Origin of the sequence: Aquiflexum lacus, assembly GCF_015476655.1 — a bacterium.
Classification (GTDB): Bacteria; Bacteroidota; Bacteroidia; order Cytophagales; family Cyclobacteriaceae; genus Aquiflexum; species Aquiflexum lacus.
This window is the reverse complement of the sequence record NZ_JABFHF010000016.1, coordinates 108,687-130,752: the sequence shown is the minus strand read 5'-3', so window position 1 is coordinate 130,752 and position 22,066 is coordinate 108,687. Positions and strand designations below refer to the sequence as shown.

15 protein-coding genes are annotated in these 22,066 nt (G+C 40.8%); 4 read left to right on the top strand and 11 right to left on the bottom strand.

Annotated elements, in window-relative coordinates; all coding sequences use genetic code 11:
* Positions 1–16: 16 nt before the first annotated feature.
* The 8 genes from HMJ38_RS15205 to HMJ38_RS15170 form a co-directional block, all read right to left on the bottom strand.
* A complete protein-coding gene (locus tag HMJ38_RS15205; protein WP_194975271.1) occupies positions 17–1,345 on the bottom strand; it encodes a M16 family metallopeptidase in 1,329 nt (442 codons plus the stop codon).
* Between the two features lie 486 nt (positions 1,346–1,831).
* On the bottom strand, positions 1,832–2,065 hold the full coding sequence (locus tag HMJ38_RS15200) for a hypothetical protein (protein ID WP_194975270.1): 234 nt from the start codon (positions 2,063–2,065) through the stop codon (positions 1,832–1,834).
* A gap of 215 nt (positions 2,066–2,280) precedes the next feature.
* Positions 2,281–3,276 (bottom strand): adenosine kinase, encoded by a 996-nt coding sequence (locus HMJ38_RS15195; RefSeq protein ID WP_194975269.1) that lies wholly within the window; start codon positions 3,274–3,276, stop codon positions 2,281–2,283.
* A 75-nt stretch (positions 3,277–3,351) separates the two neighbouring features.
* The gene (locus HMJ38_RS15190) at positions 3,352–4,518 is read right to left on the bottom strand and encodes a hypothetical protein (RefSeq protein WP_194975268.1); all 1,167 of its coding nucleotides are present in this window, start codon (positions 4,516–4,518) and stop codon (positions 3,352–3,354) included.
* 129 nt (positions 4,519–4,647) lie between these two features.
* Positions 4,648–5,523, bottom strand: a complete 876-nt coding sequence (locus tag HMJ38_RS15185) for a glycerophosphodiester phosphodiesterase (RefSeq protein WP_194975267.1) — start codon at positions 5,521–5,523, stop codon at positions 4,648–4,650.
* A gap of 253 nt (positions 5,524–5,776) precedes the next feature.
* Positions 5,777–7,087, bottom strand: a complete 1,311-nt coding sequence (rimO, locus tag HMJ38_RS15180; RefSeq protein ID WP_194975266.1) for a 30S ribosomal protein S12 methylthiotransferase RimO — start codon at positions 7,085–7,087, stop codon at positions 5,777–5,779.
* Positions 7,088–7,482: 395 nt separating this feature from the next.
* The gene (locus HMJ38_RS15175) at positions 7,483–8,580 is read right to left on the bottom strand and encodes a hypothetical protein (protein ID WP_194975265.1); all 1,098 of its coding nucleotides are present in this window, start codon (positions 8,578–8,580) and stop codon (positions 7,483–7,485) included.
* Between the two features lie 569 nt (positions 8,581–9,149).
* The gene (locus HMJ38_RS15170; protein ID WP_194975264.1) at positions 9,150–9,716 is read right to left on the bottom strand and encodes an AraC family transcriptional regulator; all 567 of its coding nucleotides are present in this window, start codon (positions 9,714–9,716) and stop codon (positions 9,150–9,152) included.
* Between the two features lie 139 nt (positions 9,717–9,855).
* Between HMJ38_RS15170 and HMJ38_RS15165 the strand changes: the two genes are divergently transcribed.
* The 3 genes from HMJ38_RS15165 (at position 9,856) to HMJ38_RS15155 (ending at position 13,398) form a co-directional block, all read left to right on the top strand.
* Positions 9,856–11,862 carry an alpha-ketoacid dehydrogenase subunit alpha/beta gene (locus HMJ38_RS15165; protein WP_228780078.1) on the top strand — a complete coding sequence of 669 codons (2,007 nt, stop codon included), beginning with the start codon at positions 9,856–9,858 and terminating at the stop codon, positions 11,860–11,862.
* A gap of 155 nt (positions 11,863–12,017) precedes the next feature.
* The gene (locus HMJ38_RS15160; RefSeq protein WP_194975263.1) at positions 12,018–12,650 is read left to right on the top strand and encodes a Uma2 family endonuclease; all 633 of its coding nucleotides are present in this window, start codon (positions 12,018–12,020) and stop codon (positions 12,648–12,650) included.
* Positions 12,651–12,708: 58 nt separating this feature from the next.
* Positions 12,709–13,398, top strand: coding sequence for a hypothetical protein (locus tag HMJ38_RS15155; protein WP_194975262.1), 690 nt, complete (start codon positions 12,709–12,711; stop codon positions 13,396–13,398).
* 170 nt (positions 13,399–13,568) lie between these two features.
* Here the strand turns inward: HMJ38_RS15155 and HMJ38_RS15150 are convergent, their stop codons facing one another.
* Positions 13,569–14,585, bottom strand: a complete 1,017-nt coding sequence (locus HMJ38_RS15150; RefSeq protein ID WP_194975261.1) for a hypothetical protein — start codon at positions 14,583–14,585, stop codon at positions 13,569–13,571.
* A 108-nt stretch (positions 14,586–14,693) separates the two neighbouring features.
* On the opposite strand from HMJ38_RS15150, the gene HMJ38_RS25360 reads away from it, so the two are divergent.
* Positions 14,694–14,822, top strand: coding sequence for a hypothetical protein (locus HMJ38_RS25360; protein ID WP_317174535.1), 129 nt, complete (start codon positions 14,694–14,696; stop codon positions 14,820–14,822).
* Positions 14,823–15,218: 396 nt separating this feature from the next.
* Here HMJ38_RS25360 and HMJ38_RS15145 read toward each other — a convergent pair whose 3' ends face one another.
* Both HMJ38_RS15145 and HMJ38_RS15140 read right to left on the bottom strand, forming a co-directional pair.
* On the bottom strand, positions 15,219–18,323 hold the full coding sequence (locus tag HMJ38_RS15145) for an efflux RND transporter permease subunit (protein ID WP_194975260.1): 3,105 nt from the start codon (positions 18,321–18,323) through the stop codon (positions 15,219–15,221).
* A 689-nt stretch (positions 18,324–19,012) separates the two neighbouring features.
* Positions 19,013–22,063: an efflux RND transporter permease subunit gene (locus HMJ38_RS15140; RefSeq protein WP_194975259.1), complete on the bottom strand. Its 3,051-nt coding sequence runs from the start codon at positions 22,061–22,063 to the stop codon at positions 19,013–19,015.
* Positions 22,064–22,066 lie beyond the last annotated feature (3 nt).

Below are 22,066 nucleotides of genomic sequence, written 5' to 3'. Positions count from 1 at the left end.
TTTTAAGATTTAAAAATTATTCAGTTGCCTGGGCAGATTTCGGGAGATACTTTAATACTACCCTGCTATCCATTTTAAGATATTCTTTGGCCACCCTTTGAATATCTTCTGGCTTCACTTTTCTGAACTGTTCAAGTTGCACATTGATATAATCAGCTCCTCCATTAAAAACATGGGCCTGAGCCAAATCAAGTGAAATATTAGCTACAGATCCAAGGTTGTTTACCAGTTGGCTCTCTTTAATATTGAGCAATTTTTCAAACTCCTCATTATCAATACCATTCTCTTGGACCTGTACCAGAATTTCATCAATAGCTTCATTCAGCTCATCAATATCTACACCCATATTTGCAATCGCTAAAATAATAAACATACCGCCATCCTCGAGGTCATTAGGAAAAGCCGCCGCCTGTACCGCTTTTTGACTTTTATCCACCAACTCTCTGTACATCAAAGAACTTTTTCCCGAAAGTAAGTATGTACTCAAGAGATTTAATGCATAGGTATCCGGATGCCCTAATTTCGGAATCTGATAGCCTTGAAAAATAGCTGGGAGTTGAATGTTGTCATAAATTATATCCTTAACCTCTGAAGTCAATTTTTGAATCTCAATTTCCGGTCTTGGTATATTTTTGGGGCCACGTGGTATCTCTGAAAAATATTTACGGACCAAGCTTTCTGTCACTTCATAATCTATATCTCCTGCAATGACCAATGTGGCATTATTGGGGACATAAAAGGTATCGTAGAAATCTTTAAAATCCGCCAATGTGGCCTGATCCAAATGTTCAGCAGAACCAAGAATAGGTGATTGGTAGGGATGATTTGGGAAAAGTCTAAGAGGCATTTCTTTTCGGAAAGACATGTAAGGCTGTTCCTCCATGACCTCTTTCATTTCCTGTTTGATAACTTCTCTTTGAGTATCTACACCAATCTGGTCAATTTTTGCATGGAGCATTCTTTCAGACTCGAGATACAAAGCCAATTCCAATTGATTGGATGGTAAAATCTCATAATAAAAGGTGAAATCCAAGCTTGTCCCTGCATTCAACGTTCCACCCGAGGATTGCACAATCTGGGCAAACTGACCCCTATCAATATTTTCTGAGCCTTCAAACATCAAATGCTCAAAGAAATGTGCATAGCCGGTCTTTTGAGGATTCTCGTTTTTGGATCCAACATGATAAAAAACATTATTGGCCACAATGGGTGTACTTTTATCCTGATGCATGATCACATGCAGGCCATTATCCAAGGTGAATTCCTTGAATTCAATTTTATTTTGGGCTGTGGCAGAAAGGATAATAAAAACTCCCAACACAAGCGATAAGATTGATTTTTTCATAATCATAGGTTTTCGTTTAATCATAGGTATTGTACTGTTGAGCAATAATTTTGTTCAGACAAATTTTTATTTAGCGTAATTTAAATGTTGAATACTCTTTATTTTAAAAAACGGTGGAAAAATATAATTATATGAATTACAAAACAAATAATATAACTAATTTTTCATTTTAAAATTTTCTTGTTGAAATCCCATTTGCCTAATTCGAATAAAAATACAATTAGCCTGCGTTTTTGAAAGAAAATATTTGGAAGCCCGAAGTATCAGGCAATTCAGGATGCGCCAAAGTATCTCTGAGATTTTGCTTTTATTTTCATTTTCCGGAAACATGTTGCCACAACATAATGTCAAACAAATTTTTATCCTCTATAAGATCTTTTGAATAAGCTGAATAATTATTTTTTTTTAAAAAGAAGCAAGCTAAAAAAACTGCTTATCGAGATCTGTTTGGATCGGAAAAAAATCGATGAAAAGGTTTGTCTAAAATCAATAAGACCTCTCCTCTTGTTCCTCCTTTTTACTTTCCTCTTTACGCTGATAATAAAGCCCTACTGTCAAAGCAATAATTGCCCTGACGTATAAAGTTGCACCTCCAAGTTTTATTAACCATTGCTCAATAGTAATTTTAAAAATAAAAATCTCCAACATGAAATCCACCAAGTTAATCGCAAGAAATAACAGTAAAGCTTTGACAACGAGTTTTTTACCTGAAATAATCATAATGGGTTATTGTTGATTGGCCATATAATCTAGCTAAAAATTAGAGATATAACAAATTATTGAATTTAACTACCCGGTATTCACAGAATTAATACAGCCATTATGATTTAATTCTCAGCTAAAAAATAGAGAGTTTACCTTATAATTTCAAAGGTAAAAAGCCCCAAGTAGCTATACTTGGAGCCTTTTAAAGATACTATTAGAAGAACCCAAATTTAAGGATTCAATCTCGCCAATACTTCTTTTGCCTCATGCCACTTCAACCGCGGCCCAAATTGACTGACAATCTTTGAACTTGCCATGGAGGCCAATTTCCCGCTTGAAGCGTAATTATGGCCATTGGTGATTCCATACATAAATGCTCCTGCAAACATATCTCCTGCCCCGTTACTGTCAATGGCAGTCGTCTTGTATGGTTCGATATCAATGAATGTATCACCATCAAATATCATCGCCCCATTTTTTCCTTGTGTAATGATGAAATGTTTGGCCGCTTTTTTAAGTTCTTCTCTTGCTTCCAGCAGATTATCTTTACCGGTAAACAACATGGCTTCTTCCTCATTGGCAAAAAGCAAATCCACACTTGGTCCTATTACATCTTCAAAATTGGCCTTGAAATATTTCACCATGGCAGGGTCCGAAAAAGTCAGCGCAACTTTAGTACCCGCTGACTCGGCAGTCTTTTTAGCATGCATCATCGCTTCTTTCCCATTGGGAGAAGTCACCAAATAACCCTCAATAAACAAATATTTGGAATCTTTAATGGCTGCCTCATTCACATCTTTGACAGAAAAATTCTGCGTAATCCCCAGGAAAGTATTCATGGTCCTTTCTGAATCTTCAGTTACCATTACCAGACATTTGCCTGTGATTCCCTCTTCCAATCTTTCCGGATCTAGGTTATTGCCCACACCCGAATCTTTCATATCCTGAACAAAAAAATGTCCCAATTCATCATTGGCTACCTTGCAACAGTAATAGGAATTCCCTCCAAATTGGCTGACTGCAATCACCGTATTAGCTGCCGAACCACCGCATTGTTTTTTAGCCTCAGAGGTATTTATAACCTCCATCAGCGCATTTTGTCTTTCTTCATCTACCAAAGTCATCAGACCTTTTTCAACTTTGTTGTCCTTGAAAAACTGATCAGTCACTTTAAATTCAATATCAACCAATGCATTTCCTATCCCCGTTACGTCGTATTTTTTCATTTTTATTTTAGATTGTAGATTGTAGATCTTAGATTTTACACCTAAGTCAACCGTTTTTTTTTTTACAAAATCATGTTAATCGAAAATTCGGTGCCGTTCAAAGGGCTTGGTCCTGTCAAATAGATACCGGTAGGTATGGTGCGTTTTATAGATTACTGCATTAAGCTGTTCACAGACCCGCATCATTTTTGGATTAAAATCACCTATCCAGTTCATTTCCAATGTCTCATATTTGAATTCCTTTGTGAAGGCAAGGGTATCTCTATATTCCATGATCATGGCGCTTTCAACACCCTTGGCCTGAAATTCGGGAATCACACCAAATACCAACCCCAGCATTTTATTGGGGGGATTGAAGGTCTTGTGCCATAGAAATTTCAACTTCCCTAAAAGATCCATTTTCCCATTTACATATTTGAAAATCTGATTGATTTCAGGGATATTGATGAAAAAGGAAATGGGTTCATCTTTGTGGAAACCAAAATAAATCAGCCTTGGATCGATAATGGGCTGCATCTTTGCAAACATCAGTTTGGTTTCTTTGAGGGTCAAAGTCTTTCCCATGTGTTTGGCCCATGCTTTATTATAAACGGTCATGAAGTACTCAGGCGCTTTCTCTTTCAATTCCGTCCCCTTCATATACCTAAAGGAAAAATCGGGATCCTTTCGGATGGCCTTAGACCTTTCCTCCATTTTTGGATCGAAGACAGGGTCTTTGACCCTCCTCATGTAGGTAAATTGTTTGAAATAAATCTCAAACCCATAACCCTCAAAAAAACTTTGATAGTAAGCAAAATTCCATGGCATATTATAATTGGGTTCTGTGTATCCATCCACCAACAACCCCCACCACTTATCCCTTTCACCAAAATTCACGGGACCATCCATGGCCTCCATGCCCTGTTCCTCCAACCACTTTTTGCCAGTGTCAAAAAGTAGAAATGCGGCCTTTTGATCATTGATACATTCAAAAAACCCCAAGCCACCGGTTGGCTGCTTTTCTTTCCATTTGGGGTTGATGAATGCTGCTATCCTGCCGATGGTATTTCCCTTATCATCTTTGAGCAACCATCTCTTGGATTTGGCACCTTGTCTGAATAGTTTGTTGGTCTTAGGATGAAAAAGTCCTTCAATATCCTTATCGAGTGGTCTTATCCAATTCTTTTCATTTTTATACAGCCTCACAGCCATTTCCAAAAACTCTTTTTGCTCAACACTACTGTTAACTTCCAGTAATCTCATACTTGGTGATTTGGTTATAAAAGGCTAAAAATAGCGAGTTTAATTTATGGAACAAAGTACAAAACTCCTCCCGCATGATTGAATAGGCTAGGATTTGAAATAAAAACAAAAAAGTAAGAAGTGCACTATTTACCGCTTCGGTGCCAAATTTGGATAATCGGTTATGATTCCATCTACACCCATGTCCAGTAATTTCTCCATTTGCTCGGTGGTATTGACTGTCCAAGGGATTACTTTCATTCCTTTTTGATGAAAACCATCAACTGTCTCTTTTGTAAGTGCAGGAAAAAAAGGGGAATATATCTGTGGTTCAAATCCCAACTGAGCAAGCTGTTCTTCAGGTTTGGCTGCCGTCTCCACCAACATGGCCAAGGCCACTTGGGGATAAGCTTGATGCATGTACTGCAAAACCCTGAAATCAAAAGATTGGATATTGACCCTTTCCCAACCTAATTTTTGGTCGATCAATTCAACGACCAAATCAGAAAACTCCTTCGGCGTAGGATGGTAAATACCGTCTCCATCGGGACTGCTTTTAATTTCAATATTATAGTTGGGCTTTGGCAAACCCATATCCAACACATACTTTTCCACGACATCAAACAAATCTGAAAGTCTTGGCTTAGTCACATGAAATTTGACCTGTTGAGAAAATCCAGCGTGAAATTTAGTGCCACAATCATACTGTTGCACCTCCTCAAAAGTCATTTGGTAAATATTATGCGATTTGTCACCGGAAGGGATTTCACCTCTTTCAGGTGTCAGACATATCACCGGATTCATATAGGGTTCATGGGAAACTATTACCTGACCGTCCTTGGTCACCGCAAGATCCAATTCCAAAGTAGTCACCCCAAGATCCAATGCCTTGATCATCGCAGGAATGGAATTTTCCGGCATCAATCCCCTTGTACCACGGTGCCCTTGGAGGTCATAAGAAGATTGGGCGCTGACGTTAGACAAATTGACGAGGATTATAAAAATGATTAATACTGATTTTTTCATTTTCTTTTTTTGGGGAATTTATGGCAATACAGGATCAAAGCCAAAATTCAGAGGTTACTATATCAATAATTTTTTAATAATGAACATCCGAAATCATCACATTAGGAGGTCTAACTGATTTTTGGCCCTGATTTATTTCGATTCATTTCAACTTCGATCTTGCCTTTGTACTCCCGTCTCCCGTCTTCGGTCTTCCGTCAGGCAAACAAGGGGAACTAGGCAAATAAAATCATTATGGTAAATCATAAGAGTATCAAACCACCTCGCCATAAAGGTCAAATTCGGTAGCCTCATTGATTTTAACTTGGACAAAATCCCCTACCCTGCAATAGAACTTTGAAGCATCAATCAAAACCTCATTGTCCACTTCCACAGAATCAAACTCTGTTCTTCCAACAAAAAAGCCATTTTCTTTTTTATCAATCAAAACCTTGAATTCCTTACCCACTTTTTGTTGGTTGAGGTCATAGGAGATCTGTTCCTGAATTTCCATGAGGTAATTGGCCCTTTCTTGTTTTACTTCAGCAGGGATAATGTCCTCCATAGAATGTGCATGCGTATTTTCCTCATGGGAATAGGTAAACACACCCAATCGCTCAAATTTCATCCTTTCCACAAAATCCACCATCTCCTGAAATTCGGCTTCTCCTTCACCCGGATGACCGGCAATCAAAGTAGTCCTGATGGCAATTTCAGGAATCAGATCTCTAATGGAATGGATCAATTCCTCTTGCTTCTCCCGTGTTGTCCCTCTTCTCATGGTTTTCAATACCGAAGTAGAACCATGCTGTAAGGGGATATCCAGGTAATTGCAGATGTTCGATCTCTCTTTCATCACTTCTATCACATCCATAGGAAATCCCGTCGGATAGGCATAATGCAGCCTGATCCAATCAATTCCTTCCACATCAGAAAGATTTCTCAACAGATCCGCCAAGTTTCTTTTCTTATAAAGATCAAGTCCGTAGTACGTGGAATCCTGGGCGATCAATAACAATTCCTTGGTTCCATTGGCAGCTTTATGTTGCGCTTCCTTCACCAATTCCTCAATAGGCCTTGAAATATGACCTCCACGCATCAAAGGAATGGCACAGAATGAACAGGGCCTATCACAACCTTCGGAGATTTTCATGTAGGCGTAGTGAGCGTTGTGGGTCAAAAGTCTTTCGCCTACCAATTCATGTTTGTAATCAGCTTTAAATTTTTTGAGCAAAGCGGGTAAATCTCTAGTCCCAAAATAAGCATCCACTTGGGGAATCTCCTTCTCCAGATCATCTTTATAGCGCTGGGAAAGGCATCCTGTGACATATACTTTGTCCACCAAACCTTGTTCTTTGGCGTCTACATATTGTAAAATGGTATCAATCGATTCCTGCTTGGCATTGTCTATAAAGCCGCAGGTATTGATGATGATGATATTGTTGTCCTGATTGTTGGATTCATGGGAGGCATCAATTCCATTCCCTTTCAACTGTGTCAAAAGTACCTCGGAGTCTACCAAATTCTTGGAGCAACCCATGGTGATGATATTGACTTTGTCCTTTTTTAATGTTCTCGCTTTCACTGTATTCCTGTATTTGGGTGCAAAGGTAGGGAATTAGATTGGAAGAACTTGTCCGCCGTGGTGGATTGGAAGATTGTAAAATTACAAAATTGGAAAATTGGGTTTGCATCCAAAGGTGATAAGATGTAAAATATGATTATTTAAGTCAATTTGAAGGATCCTGCCTCATTTTTTGAATCTAGCTTTTGATATTCTTACCCTGCTTATTAGATGTCTCCTGACGTCGACATGACAAGGCAAAGTCCATTAAGCAATTAAAATCCCTTATAATCTTAATCCGATTTAACCTTTCAGAATTCCAACTTCCACATCTATATTCTTGTCTCCTTGATACTCGAGGCCAAATCTTGTTTCTTGTATCTTGTTTCTTGGCTCTTGCCTCTCGCTTCTCCCTCCTAATACCCAGTAATCTCCTTCAGCAACCCAAAAAATCCCTTTTTCCGATCTGAATTGGTGCCCCAATCTACCGGAACACTTTGATAACCTTGCTCAAATCCTTCATCTTTCATTCTGTAATCAAACAAACCCCAAGAGGCATAAGCGGAAACGGCCGCAACGAAATTGTTCCAGTCTTTGTCGAAATCAAAATGATCGTCTTCATTAAAGAGAATAGGCATTTGGCGATATCCATCCACCTCTTTTGTCTGATTTACCATTTCTACAATCCTATCGGGGTTGCTTACCCCATTCCCATGAAGCAATATAAAATCAGAGACTTTGACCACATTGGGTTTGGGGATGGCACTTCCTTTATAACTTGTACTGACATAGAATCTGTAGCCATTCCTTTCCATATTTTTTGCCAATGTGATCAACTCATGAACTCTTTCAGGCTTTAAAATCTCATGGTCATAGGCATCTACATCACATTCATTGTTGATTTCGATCAGGACGTTTCTGTAGCCTTTTTCATGTAGCCATTCCGTGGCGTTTTGAACAGCGGCTATCACTGCCTTTTCATCCTCTAGCCTTTGGTCCTGCCCAAAATAAAAGTATCCGACAATCGGTACCATGCCCAATTCATCTGCATTGTCAAGGATTTTTTCCAGTCTTTTCATAAAATCATCCCTCAATTCCCCTTTTCCTGTAAATGCTGAATTGTTCCAAGGCTGACTTTGGGAATAACCAAATGGACTGCCTCCCTGCAAATTGATGGTAAAAGAAAGTAAACCGTGTCTTTTCCATTCTGCCATGTTGGCAATAAACTCATCCGTGTTTCTTTCGGGGTCCCATTTCCCGGTATCAGGATATTCCCAATTGGAAACCGTCTCAGGATTGAGATCATCAAAAATCCCCTGCACCATCCTTGAATTCATCAACAGACCTTCTATGGGTTTGCCTTTCCAAGTTCTTCCCTCATAAGTCAGTTTGCCATTGATATAAAATTTATCTGCTTTGATTTCGACGGTTGTTTTCCTTTCCTGTGGAACAAGCTCAGTGGAAAATGTTAAGTTAAAGAGGAATAAGAATAGTATTGATTTTAAAAGCGTCATGCTACAGGTTTTTATGGAATAAGATATTGTTTATGAATCCTTTAAGTTAGAAATATTTTCGGGTAAAAAATAAAAGGCAATTTAATCGTCAATTCTAAAGGAATTGAATCCCAATTTCCAATATTATTCAAATATTAATTTTAGTAGATTTTTTTGGTTTTAACTTAAAGTATACTTAATGATTTATTTGCTTTTGGGCAGGGCTTTCTTTCTACTTTTGGGCACGTACAGCAAACGAACATTTTTTCATAACCTTGCATATTTTTAGGCGTCGATGTGAATCGACGCCTTTGCTGTTTTTATATAATTGGAAAATTGAAAAATTAGAAAATTGGAAGATTGGAAGATTATTGGCTGAAGCCAATTCTGGATTGGGTTTATTTATACAGTGGGCTAAACATATCTATTCATAGCTTATGGAATCAAGGAATGAAAACTGTTTTCTTCCGTCCCCCGGTCTTCTGTCTTCCAACCCAAAAATATTGAAAACTCATGCAACTTTCAGAAAGGCGGATATTCATAAATTTTTATTTCCACTTTATTTCAATCATATTTCAACTCTCTTTCTTTTAATTCATATCCTTCCATCCCAATCCATCCTTTTTGACTAATTTCCGGTATTCTGTTGGGGTCATTCCGGTTAGTTTTTTGAATTGGGAGGAAAGGTGTTGAACGGAACTGTAGTCCAATTTCCAGGACATTTCACTGAGATTGAGTTCTTCGTAAAAGAGCCATTCCTTTACTTTTTCGATTTTTAACTGAATAAAGTATTTCTCCATCGTAATCCCTTCAATGCTGCTGAACAAATGGCTTAATCCGCTGTAATCCTCGGGAATATGTTCTCTGATAAAGGTGATTATATTGAAGCCAGTAGGGATTTCTTCCTGTTGCATCAGCTCAGAAAACAGGTTTTTGATCTTTTCGATCCTTTGAAAGTCCTTATCCTTCAGAACCTCAAACCCAAGATTGGACAAATCAGCTTCCAATAGCTCTTTTTTCTTTTCATTTAAATCTGAGTGCAGTCTCACCTTTCCCAAAGCAACATTCTCAAAAGGAATATCCAAATGTTTGAGGGCAGTTTCGACAGCCGAAACACAACGGGGACAGACCATATTTTTGATCATCAATTCTTTCATAACCTATCGATTTTTCTTTGACGTGGTAAATTGGAAAACGCAGCTTCCTTATAACCAAACTGCAATCCGTATTAGTTCTTTGAAAACTCTTGGGAGAATAAGTTCTTTGCCCTAATTTGGTATCCAAATTTAGTCTTCTATGAACAATCCATCTACCCAAACAACCGAAATGATTTTTGACAGGAAAGATTACGACGATCAGACTTTGATCAAGTTGTATGAATCCCTACTGATGCCAAGAAGAATTGAAGAAAAAATGCTGATCCTTCTCCGGCAAGGCAAAATCTCAAAATGGTTCAGTGGTTGGGGGCAGGAAGCCATTTCTATCGGTGCGGTAAATGCTTTGTCTGAGGACGAGTATATCCTTCCCATGCATAGAAACCTGGGTATTTTCACGGGGAGAAATCTTCCACTCGAAAAACTATTCGCGCAATTTCAGGGTAAAAAATCAGGTTACACCAAAGGCCGGGACAGGTCATTCCACTTTGGGACCAACGAGCACCATATTGTCGGCATGATTTCTCACTTGGGTCCTCAGATGGCCATTGCTGATGGCATTGGTCTGGCCCATAAATTATCCAAGGAAAATAAAGTGACCTTGGTCTTCACGGGAGATGGGGCAAGTTCGGAAGGTGATTTTCATGAAGGTCTAAATGTGGCTGCTGTCTGGAAGTTGCCGGTGATTTTTGTGGTGGAACACAATGGCTATGGGCTTTCTACGCCAAGTGAGGAACAGTTTGCCTTTAAATACTTTACCGAAAAAGGCCCTGGCTATGGGATGGAGGCTGTTCGGGTAGATGGAAACAATGTGTTGGAAGTCTATGATGCCATCAAACGTTTGGCGGAGGATATCCGGAAGAATCCAAGACCTGTTTTGCTGGAGGCCATCACCTTCAGAATGCGGGGCCATGAGGAAGCTTCGGGTACTAAATATGTCCCAAAAGACCTGATGTCCACTTGGGCTTTAAAAGATCCTGTGGATAATTATGAAAAGTTTTTGGAGGAGTCAGGAGTTTTAGATGCCGAAACAAAAGAAAAACTCAACAAGAAAATCAAAGACGCCATCAATAAAGGTTTGGAAAAGGCATTTGCTGAAGAAAGCGTTCAACCTGACACTGCAGAAGAGTTGGCGGACTTGTTCTCTCCTTTCCAACAAAAAGCCATCTTACCTTCATCAGACAAGGTCACTGAGAAAAGATTCATCGATGCCATTTCAGACGGATTGAGGCAATCCATGGAAAAATATCCCAATCTAATCCTGATGGGGCAGGATATTGGTACTTATGGCGGAGCGTTTAAAATCACTGATGGGTTCAAAAATGAATTTGGTGGAGAAAGGGTGAGAAATACCCCACTTTGCGAAAGTGCCATTATCGGGGCGGCTTTGGGGCTTTCCATCAAAGGATTTAAATCCATGGTGGAAATGCAGTTTGCGGATTTTGTTTCCGTTGGCTTCAATCAGATCGTGAACAACCTTGCAAAAATCCATTACCGATGGGGACAAAAAGCCGATGTGGTCATTAGAATGCCTACAGGCGCAGGTGTTGCCGCAGGTCCTTTTCACTCCCAATCCAATGAAGCATGGTTTTTTCATACCCCTGGATTGAAGATCGTCTATCCATCCAATCCCTATGATGCCAAAGGATTGCTCAATGCAGCTTTTGAAGACCCGAATCCATACATGTACTTTGAACATAAAGCTTTGTACCGCTCCATTACGGAGTCCGTTCCGGATGATTATTATACCATAGAAGTGGGCAAGGCCAATTTGGTACAAGAGGGAGATGCCATCAGCGTTATCACTTATGGCATGGGCGTTCATTGGGCCAAAGCTGCCATTCAAGAATTAGGGATTTCCGCAGATATTTTGGATTTAAGGACTTTGCTTCCTTGGGATAAAGAGGCTGTGGAAAAAACGGTCAGGAAAACTGCCAAAGTGATTTTCCTACAAGAAGATTGCCTGACAGGTGGAATCGGTGCCGAAATCTGTGCCTGGATTTCGGAAAACTGTTTTGAATATTTGGATGCTCCGGTCATGCGTGAAGGAAGCCTCGACACCCCCGTCCCCTTTGCCCCAAACCTTGAAAGGAATTTTCTTCCTGTGGAAAGGTTTAAGGAGAAATTGAGGAAGCTGATTGAATATTAGAAAATTGGAAGATTGAAAAATTATTGGCTTGCAAAGTTTTAAAGTTAATCCATAACTCTGTCCTCATCTAGTTTTCTTTTGTCTTGCGTCTTGCGTCTTGTGTCTCCTTCTTATGTCTTGCATCTTCTGTCTAAAATTTTCACTAAATTAGAACTATGAAATCCGAGGAGACCGAAAATAAAGTCAGCGAACCATTTACCGGTTACCTGCCTACCGGACAGGCAGGTGGAAAGTATTCCTATGCTGATTATCTGACCTGGCAAATGGATGAAATGGTCGAAATCATCAAAGGAAAAGTTTTTAAGTCAGCAGCAGCTGCACCAAGAAGAATCCATCAGAAAGTTTCCCTAAAAATATCCAATAAACTATTCAATTTTCTAGAGAATAGGCCTTGCGAAGTATATGCGGCTCCATTTGATGTCAGGCTTCCTGTTAAATCTAAGAGAAACGAAGATATTTTTACTGTTGTGCAACCCGATATTTGTGTTGTCTGCGACCGCAATAAATTGGATGAAGCAGGCTGTGTTGGCGCCCCTGACCTGATTATCGAAATACTCTCCCCCGGCAACAACCGGAAAGAACTGAAATATAAATATGAAGTATATGAAGAAAGCGGAGTACAGGAATATTGGGTAATCCATCCCAATGAACAGACTTTATTGATTTACTCATTAACTAATGGATCGTACATTGCTTCCAAACTTTTTTCACCGGGAGATATTGTAAATTCGGAATGCATTGAAGGGTTTAGCCTGGATTTGGAGTATGTCTTCAGTGATTTGGAATGATATTTAGGTTTCTGAAACTGCCATCATTCTTTTTCGTAACTAATCAAAAATAGATCAAATGAAACGGATACTTTTTACAGCCCTGTTCTTTCTTTCCACATTTATTTCACATGCCCAATATTTTTCCACAGGGATTCAAGCCAATGTCGGTGTGCCATTAGGTGACTTGAAAGAAGTCATGAATGGAGCGGTTTTTCCAGAATACAGCCTTTCTGTTTATTACCGGTTTCCATATAAGCCAATTGATGTCGGCTTTGGGGTCGGTTATGGGAAATACGGCACAGAAGTGGAAAAAAGAACTGACTTATATCCTGGATTTACTGACGAATTGAGGCTAAGGAGGAACAATAATTTACTGACTTTGATGGGAATATTTCGGTATAATTTTGAAAGTGACAAACAGATAGTCCCTTTTTTGGAAGCGCAGATAGGTGCTAATTATTTCTATACCCGATATAAAATCAGAGAATCCCGATTTGAGGAACCCATTGAAGATGGAATGGATTTCGGTGATTGGGTATTGGCTTATAGATTTGGTGGGGGCTTGAAAATCCCTTTTAAAGATAGAGAATTGGGACATTTTGAGTTCAAAGTATTGTACCATGACAGTGGTCCTGTCGAATTTCTAAGAAAGCAGGATACGGAATATAGACCTGATCAGGGAAACGGTGAATTTGTCTATTCTCCTCAAAGGTCCACGATCAACATGATTCAACCCGGCATCGGTTTGGTTTTTTTCTTGGATTAAGTGGAATCCATTTAAAACTATAACTCGTAGAATTCAGGAAAGGTGAACACCATAAAGAAAAGCATTGGCATAATAATTGTAAAATACTGCTTGAAACTAAACCAACTATCACCAATAAAAAAACCGGCATTGATTGCCGGTTTTTTTTATTTGATGTCTTCAGAATTAGATTATCTCGCAAAGAGACCCAACACCAGGTAAGTGGTCAAATCAGTAGTACTCAGGTCCTGCGTAGGATCGTGCACCACGAAAAAGCCTTCGTAGTTTCTTGTCAATTCATTGAATGAAATATCCAGGTCATTGGACGCCATGGCTGTTCCTCCATTACCCGAAATCATCCCGGCAAATATCGCTCCGTTTGGAGATTCATTATATGGTGTTCCGTTTGGAGTGGTACTAGGATCTGCCGCATCATGGGCATGTACAGGGTACATTCTTCCATTCAGGGTATTCATCAGGGAAACAGTAACTTTGGACGTCCCGTCAATTTTTTCCTCAACCATGATTTTTGCCATCAAATTTCTTGGATGTTCTCCATCATAAGCAATAGCAGGATTATCCAAGGCTTGTCCTTCGTTGAAACTGTAATTAAATTCTGTAGTTCTTAAATTTGCTTCTCCAGCAGTCAAACTTTGGGCAAAAACTCCTAAAACCAAATAGGTGGAAAGGTTTGTAGTACTAATCGGTTGGGTTGGATCATGAATCACAAAGAATCCTTCATAATCATTGACAAGCATGCTGTAAGGCATCTCGGTTTCAACAGTCCTTGTTCCTGTTCCACCTGCTATGGTAATCATACCTGCAAAAACACCACCATTAGGCGATTCTGAGTATGGTGTACCATTTGGAGTGGTAGATGGATCGGCGGCATCATGTGCATGCACGGCATATTGCAAACCATCAATCCCATTTTCAATCGTCACAGTGACTTTGGCCATTCCGTTTGCCATTTCTTCTATATCCAATTTAGCCGAAAGATTTCTGGGATGATCCCCCTCTCCATCGCCATCATAGGCAGTGGCTGGGCTATTTAACAATTGGCCTTCATTGAAAGCATAGGTAAAGCTTTCCATTTCAAGCATTCGCATTGGCTCCTGATCATTGTCATCATTACATGCCGAGAATGCTCCTACAAATAATAGCATTGCAAACAGATACAAGCTTTGATTTAATCTTAACTTTTTCATTGTGTGATTTATTTTAGTCGGTTTTAAATAATATTTGCACACAGTTACGATACCCATCCTGCAATTGGATTGAGCATATCTAAAAAAACTTGGTTAAAACATACACTTTTGATTTACAGCCTCGAGGAAGGTAAGTATAAACCTTCCCGGCTTTTCACCCATGGCGATGTGGCAAATAGCAAATGCATTCCCGGATTCGAACTGGATCTGGAGGAGGTTTTTGGAAATTTGGATTGAGAGGAGGTTTTTTTTGGGAACACTGATAACGCTGATTTGGCTGATTTTCACAGATTATTTTACTGGCCCAAAATTTAAACCACATAGAATCATAGCACACATAGAATAGGCGTGTTTTCGGACTATATCGAGATCTTAATCTTTATATGTTTTGGTCCTTTGTGTCTCTTGCAGGGTCTTATGGGAACGCTGATGAAACTGATTTAGCTGATTCACGCAGGTAAAAAAATCAGTGAAAATCAGCTATATCTGCGTTATCAGCGTGCCATCAATTTTTTCTTTTCAAATCTTTTTAGGATTTGGTTTAGTGTTATTGATGGTTCAAATTTTCTTTGTCCTTTAGTGTCTTTGTCTTATTAAATTTCCTTTGCGTCTTAGCGCCTTTGCGGGAAACCATTACCTTTGATTCTTCCTCCACAAAAACACCGGCAATCCCAGAAACACCCCCACAATACTGAATATCAATCCCCCGATGGTTCCAATCGCCAAGCTGAACCAGAAGATCTCATTCTGTCCTTCCATGATAAATGGTATCAGACCAAAACAGGTAGACAAAATGGTCAGCATGATAGGGACTGCCTTTCCTGCTACTGCTTTCAACACGTTTCGGTTGTAAAGACCGACCTTTCGGTTGTTCAGGTCATTGACAATAAAAATGGCCGCATTGACCGCCAAGCCGCCCAACATGACAAATGCCGCATATCCCCCTTGATCGAAGTAAAAATCAAACAGGGAGAAAACCAGAAACAAACCGATAAAGGATATCGGGATGATGACAATGATATAAAAAGGCTGCTTGAGGTTTTCGAACAATACGGATGTGATAAAGAATATACCCACTATCAATACCAAAATCAAACTATACTGACGCTTTGCCTTTTCCCAATTCCAGGACCAGGTCTGCTTGGAAGCGGTATAGCCTATGGGCATATTGGCTTTCATTTCTTCCAAAACCTCATCCAGGTATTCATTTCCGAATTTGGCCGAACCCATATATTCAAATGCCACCAAACGGATATACTGCCGGTCTTCTTTGTGCAGGGCATTGGTGGTGGTTTCCTTGCTCAGGGTACCAAAATTGCTCACTTTGAAAATCTTGTCCTCACCACTGATCAGACTGTTTTCTTCCAGGTCAAACTTGGAGTATTTATCGGATTCGAGTTCCCGGACCACCACGCCATAGTTTTTTTCATCCAAGGTCAAGTAAGTACTTGGACTGGAAGGCTTGGATACATCATTCAGGGCATTGATAACCTGGTATTGATTGGATCTTGCCAGGGCCATTTTACCCTGATCCAAACGCAGCACATATTCCTCTGTCTTTTGCTCGTTCCAGCCCAATCTTTCATTGGTATTGACCTCCTGAATCCGCTTGTGCTGCAAAAGTTTCTCTGCCAAAACCTCGGACTGTCTCTCCAGTTCATCAAAATTATACCCTTTCATGGTCACCTTGAAAGATGGGATTCCTTCTCCACTGCCACCGGTATAAAACCCCTGCCCCACTCCACTAATGAGCCACCTTGCTCCGGACCAATCTGTGGATTTGACGGATAGCCGGCCTTTCAGTTGGTAAGGTAAAGCTGATTTCTCATAAGCCTCCTTGAAAGTAATCGTGATATTGGCATTCTGACCTGACTGCACATAGGTCACGAATTGGTCAATGCCTTCCACCCCTTTGAGAAATCCCTCAAACTCCTTCATGATAAAATCCATCTGATCCAGCGTGTTCCCAAAAGGAAGTCTTGCGTTGACATACAATCTCGTCTTTTCGGCTTCTCTATAGGATGATTTTTCAAATACACCCCTAACAAACATCCTCAATGAACCGCCCAGGTATTTATCCACGTGCGGCCTGATGTCTTCCTGATAGACGGTACTTCCAATGGATTTATTGTACCATTCCTGTCCCTCCCATTTGGCAGGAAGGAAAAATACCGGAAGACCAAAAAGCAGCACTATGGCGGTAACAAAAGTTTTTCTGAACCTCGCCACAAAACCTATACTTCTCTTGTAAGCCCCAAAAGCCCTTACCCTCTTTCTGAGCTGTTTCACTGTCAGGACCCTACCCTTTTTGGCTTTATGTCCAAAAAGAATCTCATACATGGCCGGGGTAAACAACAAAGCCACCAAAAGTGAAACCGCCAACATGACAGCCACTACCACCGAAAATTCTGTCAGGTTTTTTCTGTCTTCCTCAGGCAAAAAGAAAACTATCATCAAGGCCGCAATGGTGGTAAGGGACGCCGCCAATAATGCCACAAAAACCTTTCTGTTCTTATGCTTGTGCAGATGGTCAATCATGATAATGGCATTGTCCACAATCAGCCCAAATGATATCGTCAATCCAGCAAGTGAATACAAGTGGATGTCCACTTTCATCAGGTAAAGGATAATCCCGGTAATGCTCAGGTTGATCAAAATGCCCAAAAATAAAATGCTGAGGTAGCGCAGGTTTCTGTTGATCAGGAATATGAAAATGATCAAAATCAGAACGGAGAGTCCTGACCGCTTATAAATCTTGTTCAGTTCTTTTTCCAAAAACTCTGTATCATCATTTTCCAACCTGACCTCAAATCCTGCCGGAAGCAAAGGTTTTGCAGCTTCTATGGTTGCTTTTATGCTTTTGGCCAAAAGGACTTTGTTGACCCCGTCCCTGTTGATGATGGATAAGGTGACGGAATTGTTGCCGTTGATGCGGTAATAGGAAGAAGGTTCCGCTTCTTCCAAGGTCAACCTTGCCAGATCTTTCAGGAAAATCTCCTTCCCTTCCCGATTGGTGACCAAAAGGTTTTCAAGTTGGCTTAGGCTGTTGAGCGAACGGTCAACTTGGATAAAAAGGGTTTCTCCGCGGTTGTTAACCAAAGAACCGGGATAAGACCTGCCAAAGGCGTTTCTGATGACGGCTTCCACATCGGACTTGGACAACCTGAATGCCTGTAGCCTTTTGATATCATAGGTGACGTACAACTGCAGGTCATTTGCTCCCCGGATGGTGATTTCTTCTATTTCCTCAAAGCGGTTCAATGAGGTCTTCAGCACATCCTCGGCTATTTTTTTTATTTCAAAAGAAGCAAAAGGGCCATTGACAGAATAGGTCAAGATCGGAGTTTTCTGGTCATTTCTTCTTTCCTCGGTTTGGGTGACCAAGGGGTAAGATACTTTCCTGTCCATGGAGGGGTAAACCTGCCGGATGATGGATGCCACCTCAAATTTCTTGAACTCCATATCCGTTTCTTTGTCAAACCTAAGGGTAATCGATCCCCGGTCGTAATTCGACAATGAATTGATTTTCTTCAGATCAGCCAATTGTGATAAGGCACCTTCCAAAGGAGAAGTGGCCAGTTTTTCCACCAATTCAGGACTTGATTGCGGTACCCCATAACTCACCGTCAAAACAGGTTCCCGCTCCCGTGGATTTAGATCCACAGAAAGCCTAGGCACCAACGCAAACCCGATGATGCTAAGAACGATGAACGATATGATGATGCGGAAGGGGGTCATGGGGAGGGATTTAAGATTTTAGAAGGTAGATTTTAGATTGGAGATGTGAGATGTGAGATAATAGAACCAAGAGGCAAGAACCAAGAGCCAAGACTTTAGATGGCTTATGGTCGAATGGTATCATCATTTTTTTTTTAATTACAATTTTCCTTTAACCTTTTTTCTTTTATTTCAGCTAGATTAATTCGCTTGATTTTATAGTTATTTTATTGGCACCGTTGATCTAAATTTAGGTTCAAAGCACTTCAATTAACTTCTCCTTGTCATCTCGACGGCAGGAGAGATCTAATTACCTAGATCAGAGAAATAGACTTCTTTCTAAAGATCACCTTTGTTTGGCCTCGTCCGCGATAGTTATCGGGATCGGCCACCGGGGTCGTCTTGATGGGAGGTGGGGGTGGGAAAAGCGGCGGCGCCGCTTTTCCCACCCCCACCTTTATTAACCAATTTCTCCGGGCCCCGAGCTTGCCGAGGGGTATTTTACATTTATGTCATTGGTACGACTGGAGAGATCTATTTCTCTAAGTCGAGTAATCAGACTTCTCCTGTCGTCGAAGTGACAAGGACAGGCCTTCCTTTATCTTGACCCATTTTTCTTATTTCTGACTACCACTCATTCTCCTTAAACTTCTCTTCCTACCCCTTTCCCCCATCTTGGTTCTTGGCTCTTGTTTCTTGGTTCTCAAATCTTAAGTCTCAAATCTCGCTTCTCGTCTCTCGCCTCTCCCCACAAACCAATAAGCCAAAGGCACAAAATACAATGCCGTAAACGTACCGATGGTCAGGCCGCCTATGACGGAAAAGACCAAGGGGCGCTGCAAATCTGCTCCAAGTCCTGAACTGAAGACGACCGGCAACAGGGCAAGGATGGTAGTGACGGATGTCATCAAGATGGGTTTGAGCCTGATTTCTCCGGCTTCATATAAGGCCCTTTCCAGAGCTTCCCCGCTACCTATTGACTGACTGTATTTTATTCTTAACCTATTGATGGTATCGATTTTCAAAATGGCATCATTCACCATGATTCCCAACATGACCACCAAACCGATAGCTGACATGACATTGAGGGAGGTGCCGGTGAGCAATAGGACAATGAATGCTCCTGCTATTCCCAAAGGAAGCGTGAAAATCACGATCAGAGGCTGCACGAAACTCTCAAACTGGGCTGATAGGATAAAGAAAAGCAACAATACCGCTACCAACAATATCCCTATCAATTCCTGAATGGTCTCTTTGTCCTTAAAATATTGCCCAAAGAAAGATACTCCCAGATTCCGGTCAGCTGCCCATCTCGAAATTACCCGATTGGAGGAACTTGGATTTTCCGATTCCAGCAAAACGGATTGATAAATGCCCCCTTTGTCTGCGGTGACAAATTTGTAATGGTTTTCATAATCAAAACGGATAAAATTATTCAGCGCATATTCATTGCCGTCTTTGCCCGCTAGATAATTATTTCTCAAAATCTCTTCAAAATTAGCTCTTGTGGATTTCAACCTGATGGGAGTGATCTCTCCAAAACGCTTGATATCTGTGATGGAATACATGCCAAACAGTCTTTTGACCTGTTCCTGCAGATCAGTGGCACTGATACCATAGAGGGCAAGTTTACCGGCATCCAACCTGAAAATAACAGAGGCTTCCTTCTGCAATCCCGGTCCCCTGGAAAATTCAGCCACCGGAAACTCTTCCAACCAAATATCCATCCTGCTTTCTTCTATGGGCTTTTTGTTTCCCAAGTCCTTCCACCTAACTTCATAATAGGGAATGTTTGCCGCAAAGAGTTGGTCAAAGGCATTGGGGGCATCGGTGACTTCAATCTGTGCATTGGGGAAATTATTGATGACCGAAGACCTGAGTTTTTGCATTTGAGCGGTCTTCTCTTCCTGGGTATCGAAAAGAAAATACAGACTCGCCTCCTGCAGTGAACTCTCCCCATCAAAAAGCAGGAACTGCCTTACCCCTATATCACTTTCGGATTTGAGATATGCCCCTTCAAGGGAATTTAACAAGGACATAACTCTGTCCTTATTTTGTTCTACCCCTATGGGTTCGTTCCAGTCTATGGACACGACTGCATCGAACTTTTCAATCGGAGGAAGCCCGCTTGATTCTAACAAATAAGCCAATCCAAGACCAACCGGAATCAAAACAAGGAATATTCCTAAGCTCAGTTTCCGCTGACTGAAAATCTTTTTATACAATGATTTATATCCTCGTAGAATCCCCATAAAAAACCTGCTGTCTTCATCGGTGACATCCTTTTCTGCCTTTTTCCTAAAGAAAAATTGGTAGAGCATGGGAAGGAAAATAAATGCCACCATCAGGGAAACTCCCAATATCGCAGCAACTGAAACCGCCTGATCAAAAAACAGTGCCCCGGAAATACCACTGAGAAAAACCAAGGGGATAAATACGGCCAAAGTAGTTAGCACGGAACTAATCAAAGCAGACATGACTTCATTTACCCCTTCCACACAAGCATCAAAAAGCTGCAGGCCATCTTTTCTTTTTCTGGTAATATTATCCAATACAATGATGGAATTGTCAATCAACATCCCCAGACCCAATGCAAGCCCTGACAGGGAAATGACATTGATGGAAATATCAAAAAAGTAAAACACCAAAAAGCTGATCAATAAAGAGGCCGGCAATGAGATTCCGATAATCACCGGAGTCCGGTAATTGCCCATAAAGACAAATAGTACCCCAAAAGCAAACAATCCACCAAACAGCAAACTCGTCTGCAAGTTGCTGATACCTGCATTGAGCAGGACTGATTGGTCCTGGGTCAGTTCAAAATCCACCTGTGGATAATCTTCCTTAAAAATTTCAATGGCTTCATAAACCTTGGGCAGCAACTCGTTCATTTTGGCAGAGGCCTGTTTGTGGACAGTGATGACGAGTCCTTCATTTTCACCAAATAGGTGGTAACCCAACACATCATTGATCTCATATTGGACATCAGCTACCCTTCCCAGATCGATGGTCACACCCTCTTCTGAAGTAACCGGTAATTTCATAATATCCGAAGGAGAATCGACCCGGGTGGCAAGTCTGAGGTAATACCGGAACTGACCATCTTCCACACTGATTCCCGGTAGTTCCTCATTGCCGAATTTGATGGCATTGATGACATTTTCTTCGGACATGCCCAAAGCCCTGAGTGCCGATTTGTTGGGACTGACGGTAATAATCCTGTCTTTTTTGCCATTGATATCTACTAATGAAACCCCTTCCAATTGCTCCAGTCTTTTTTTCAATACATTCTCTGTCAAAAGACTGATTTCCGTAAAATCAAATCCTGCTTTTGGGACTACTTGCACCCTTACAACGGGAATATCATTAGTATTGATCCGGATGACCTGCGGGCGGCTGAGATCGGAAGGAAGCGAATTGGTCATCCGGTCAATCTTTTCGTTGACGTCAATATAAGCCAGTTCCATTTTGGTGCCAAAATCAAAGGTCAATCGGATGGTCCCCACTTCGGACCCTGACTTGCTTTCCATGTCTTCCAGCCCGTTCAGGGTCATCAGGCCTTCCCTGATGGGCGAAAGCACATTTTGTTCTATGGCTTCGGGGGAGGCATTGGGGTAACTGACCTTGACCACTATCTGTGGTACATCGATGGGGGGCAGCAGGGAAATGGGCAAAGTCCTGAACACAATGACCGAAAAAACCATCAGTGCCAAAAAAGTCATTAAAACAGCTATGGGTCTTGCCAATAAAAACCTTACCATCCC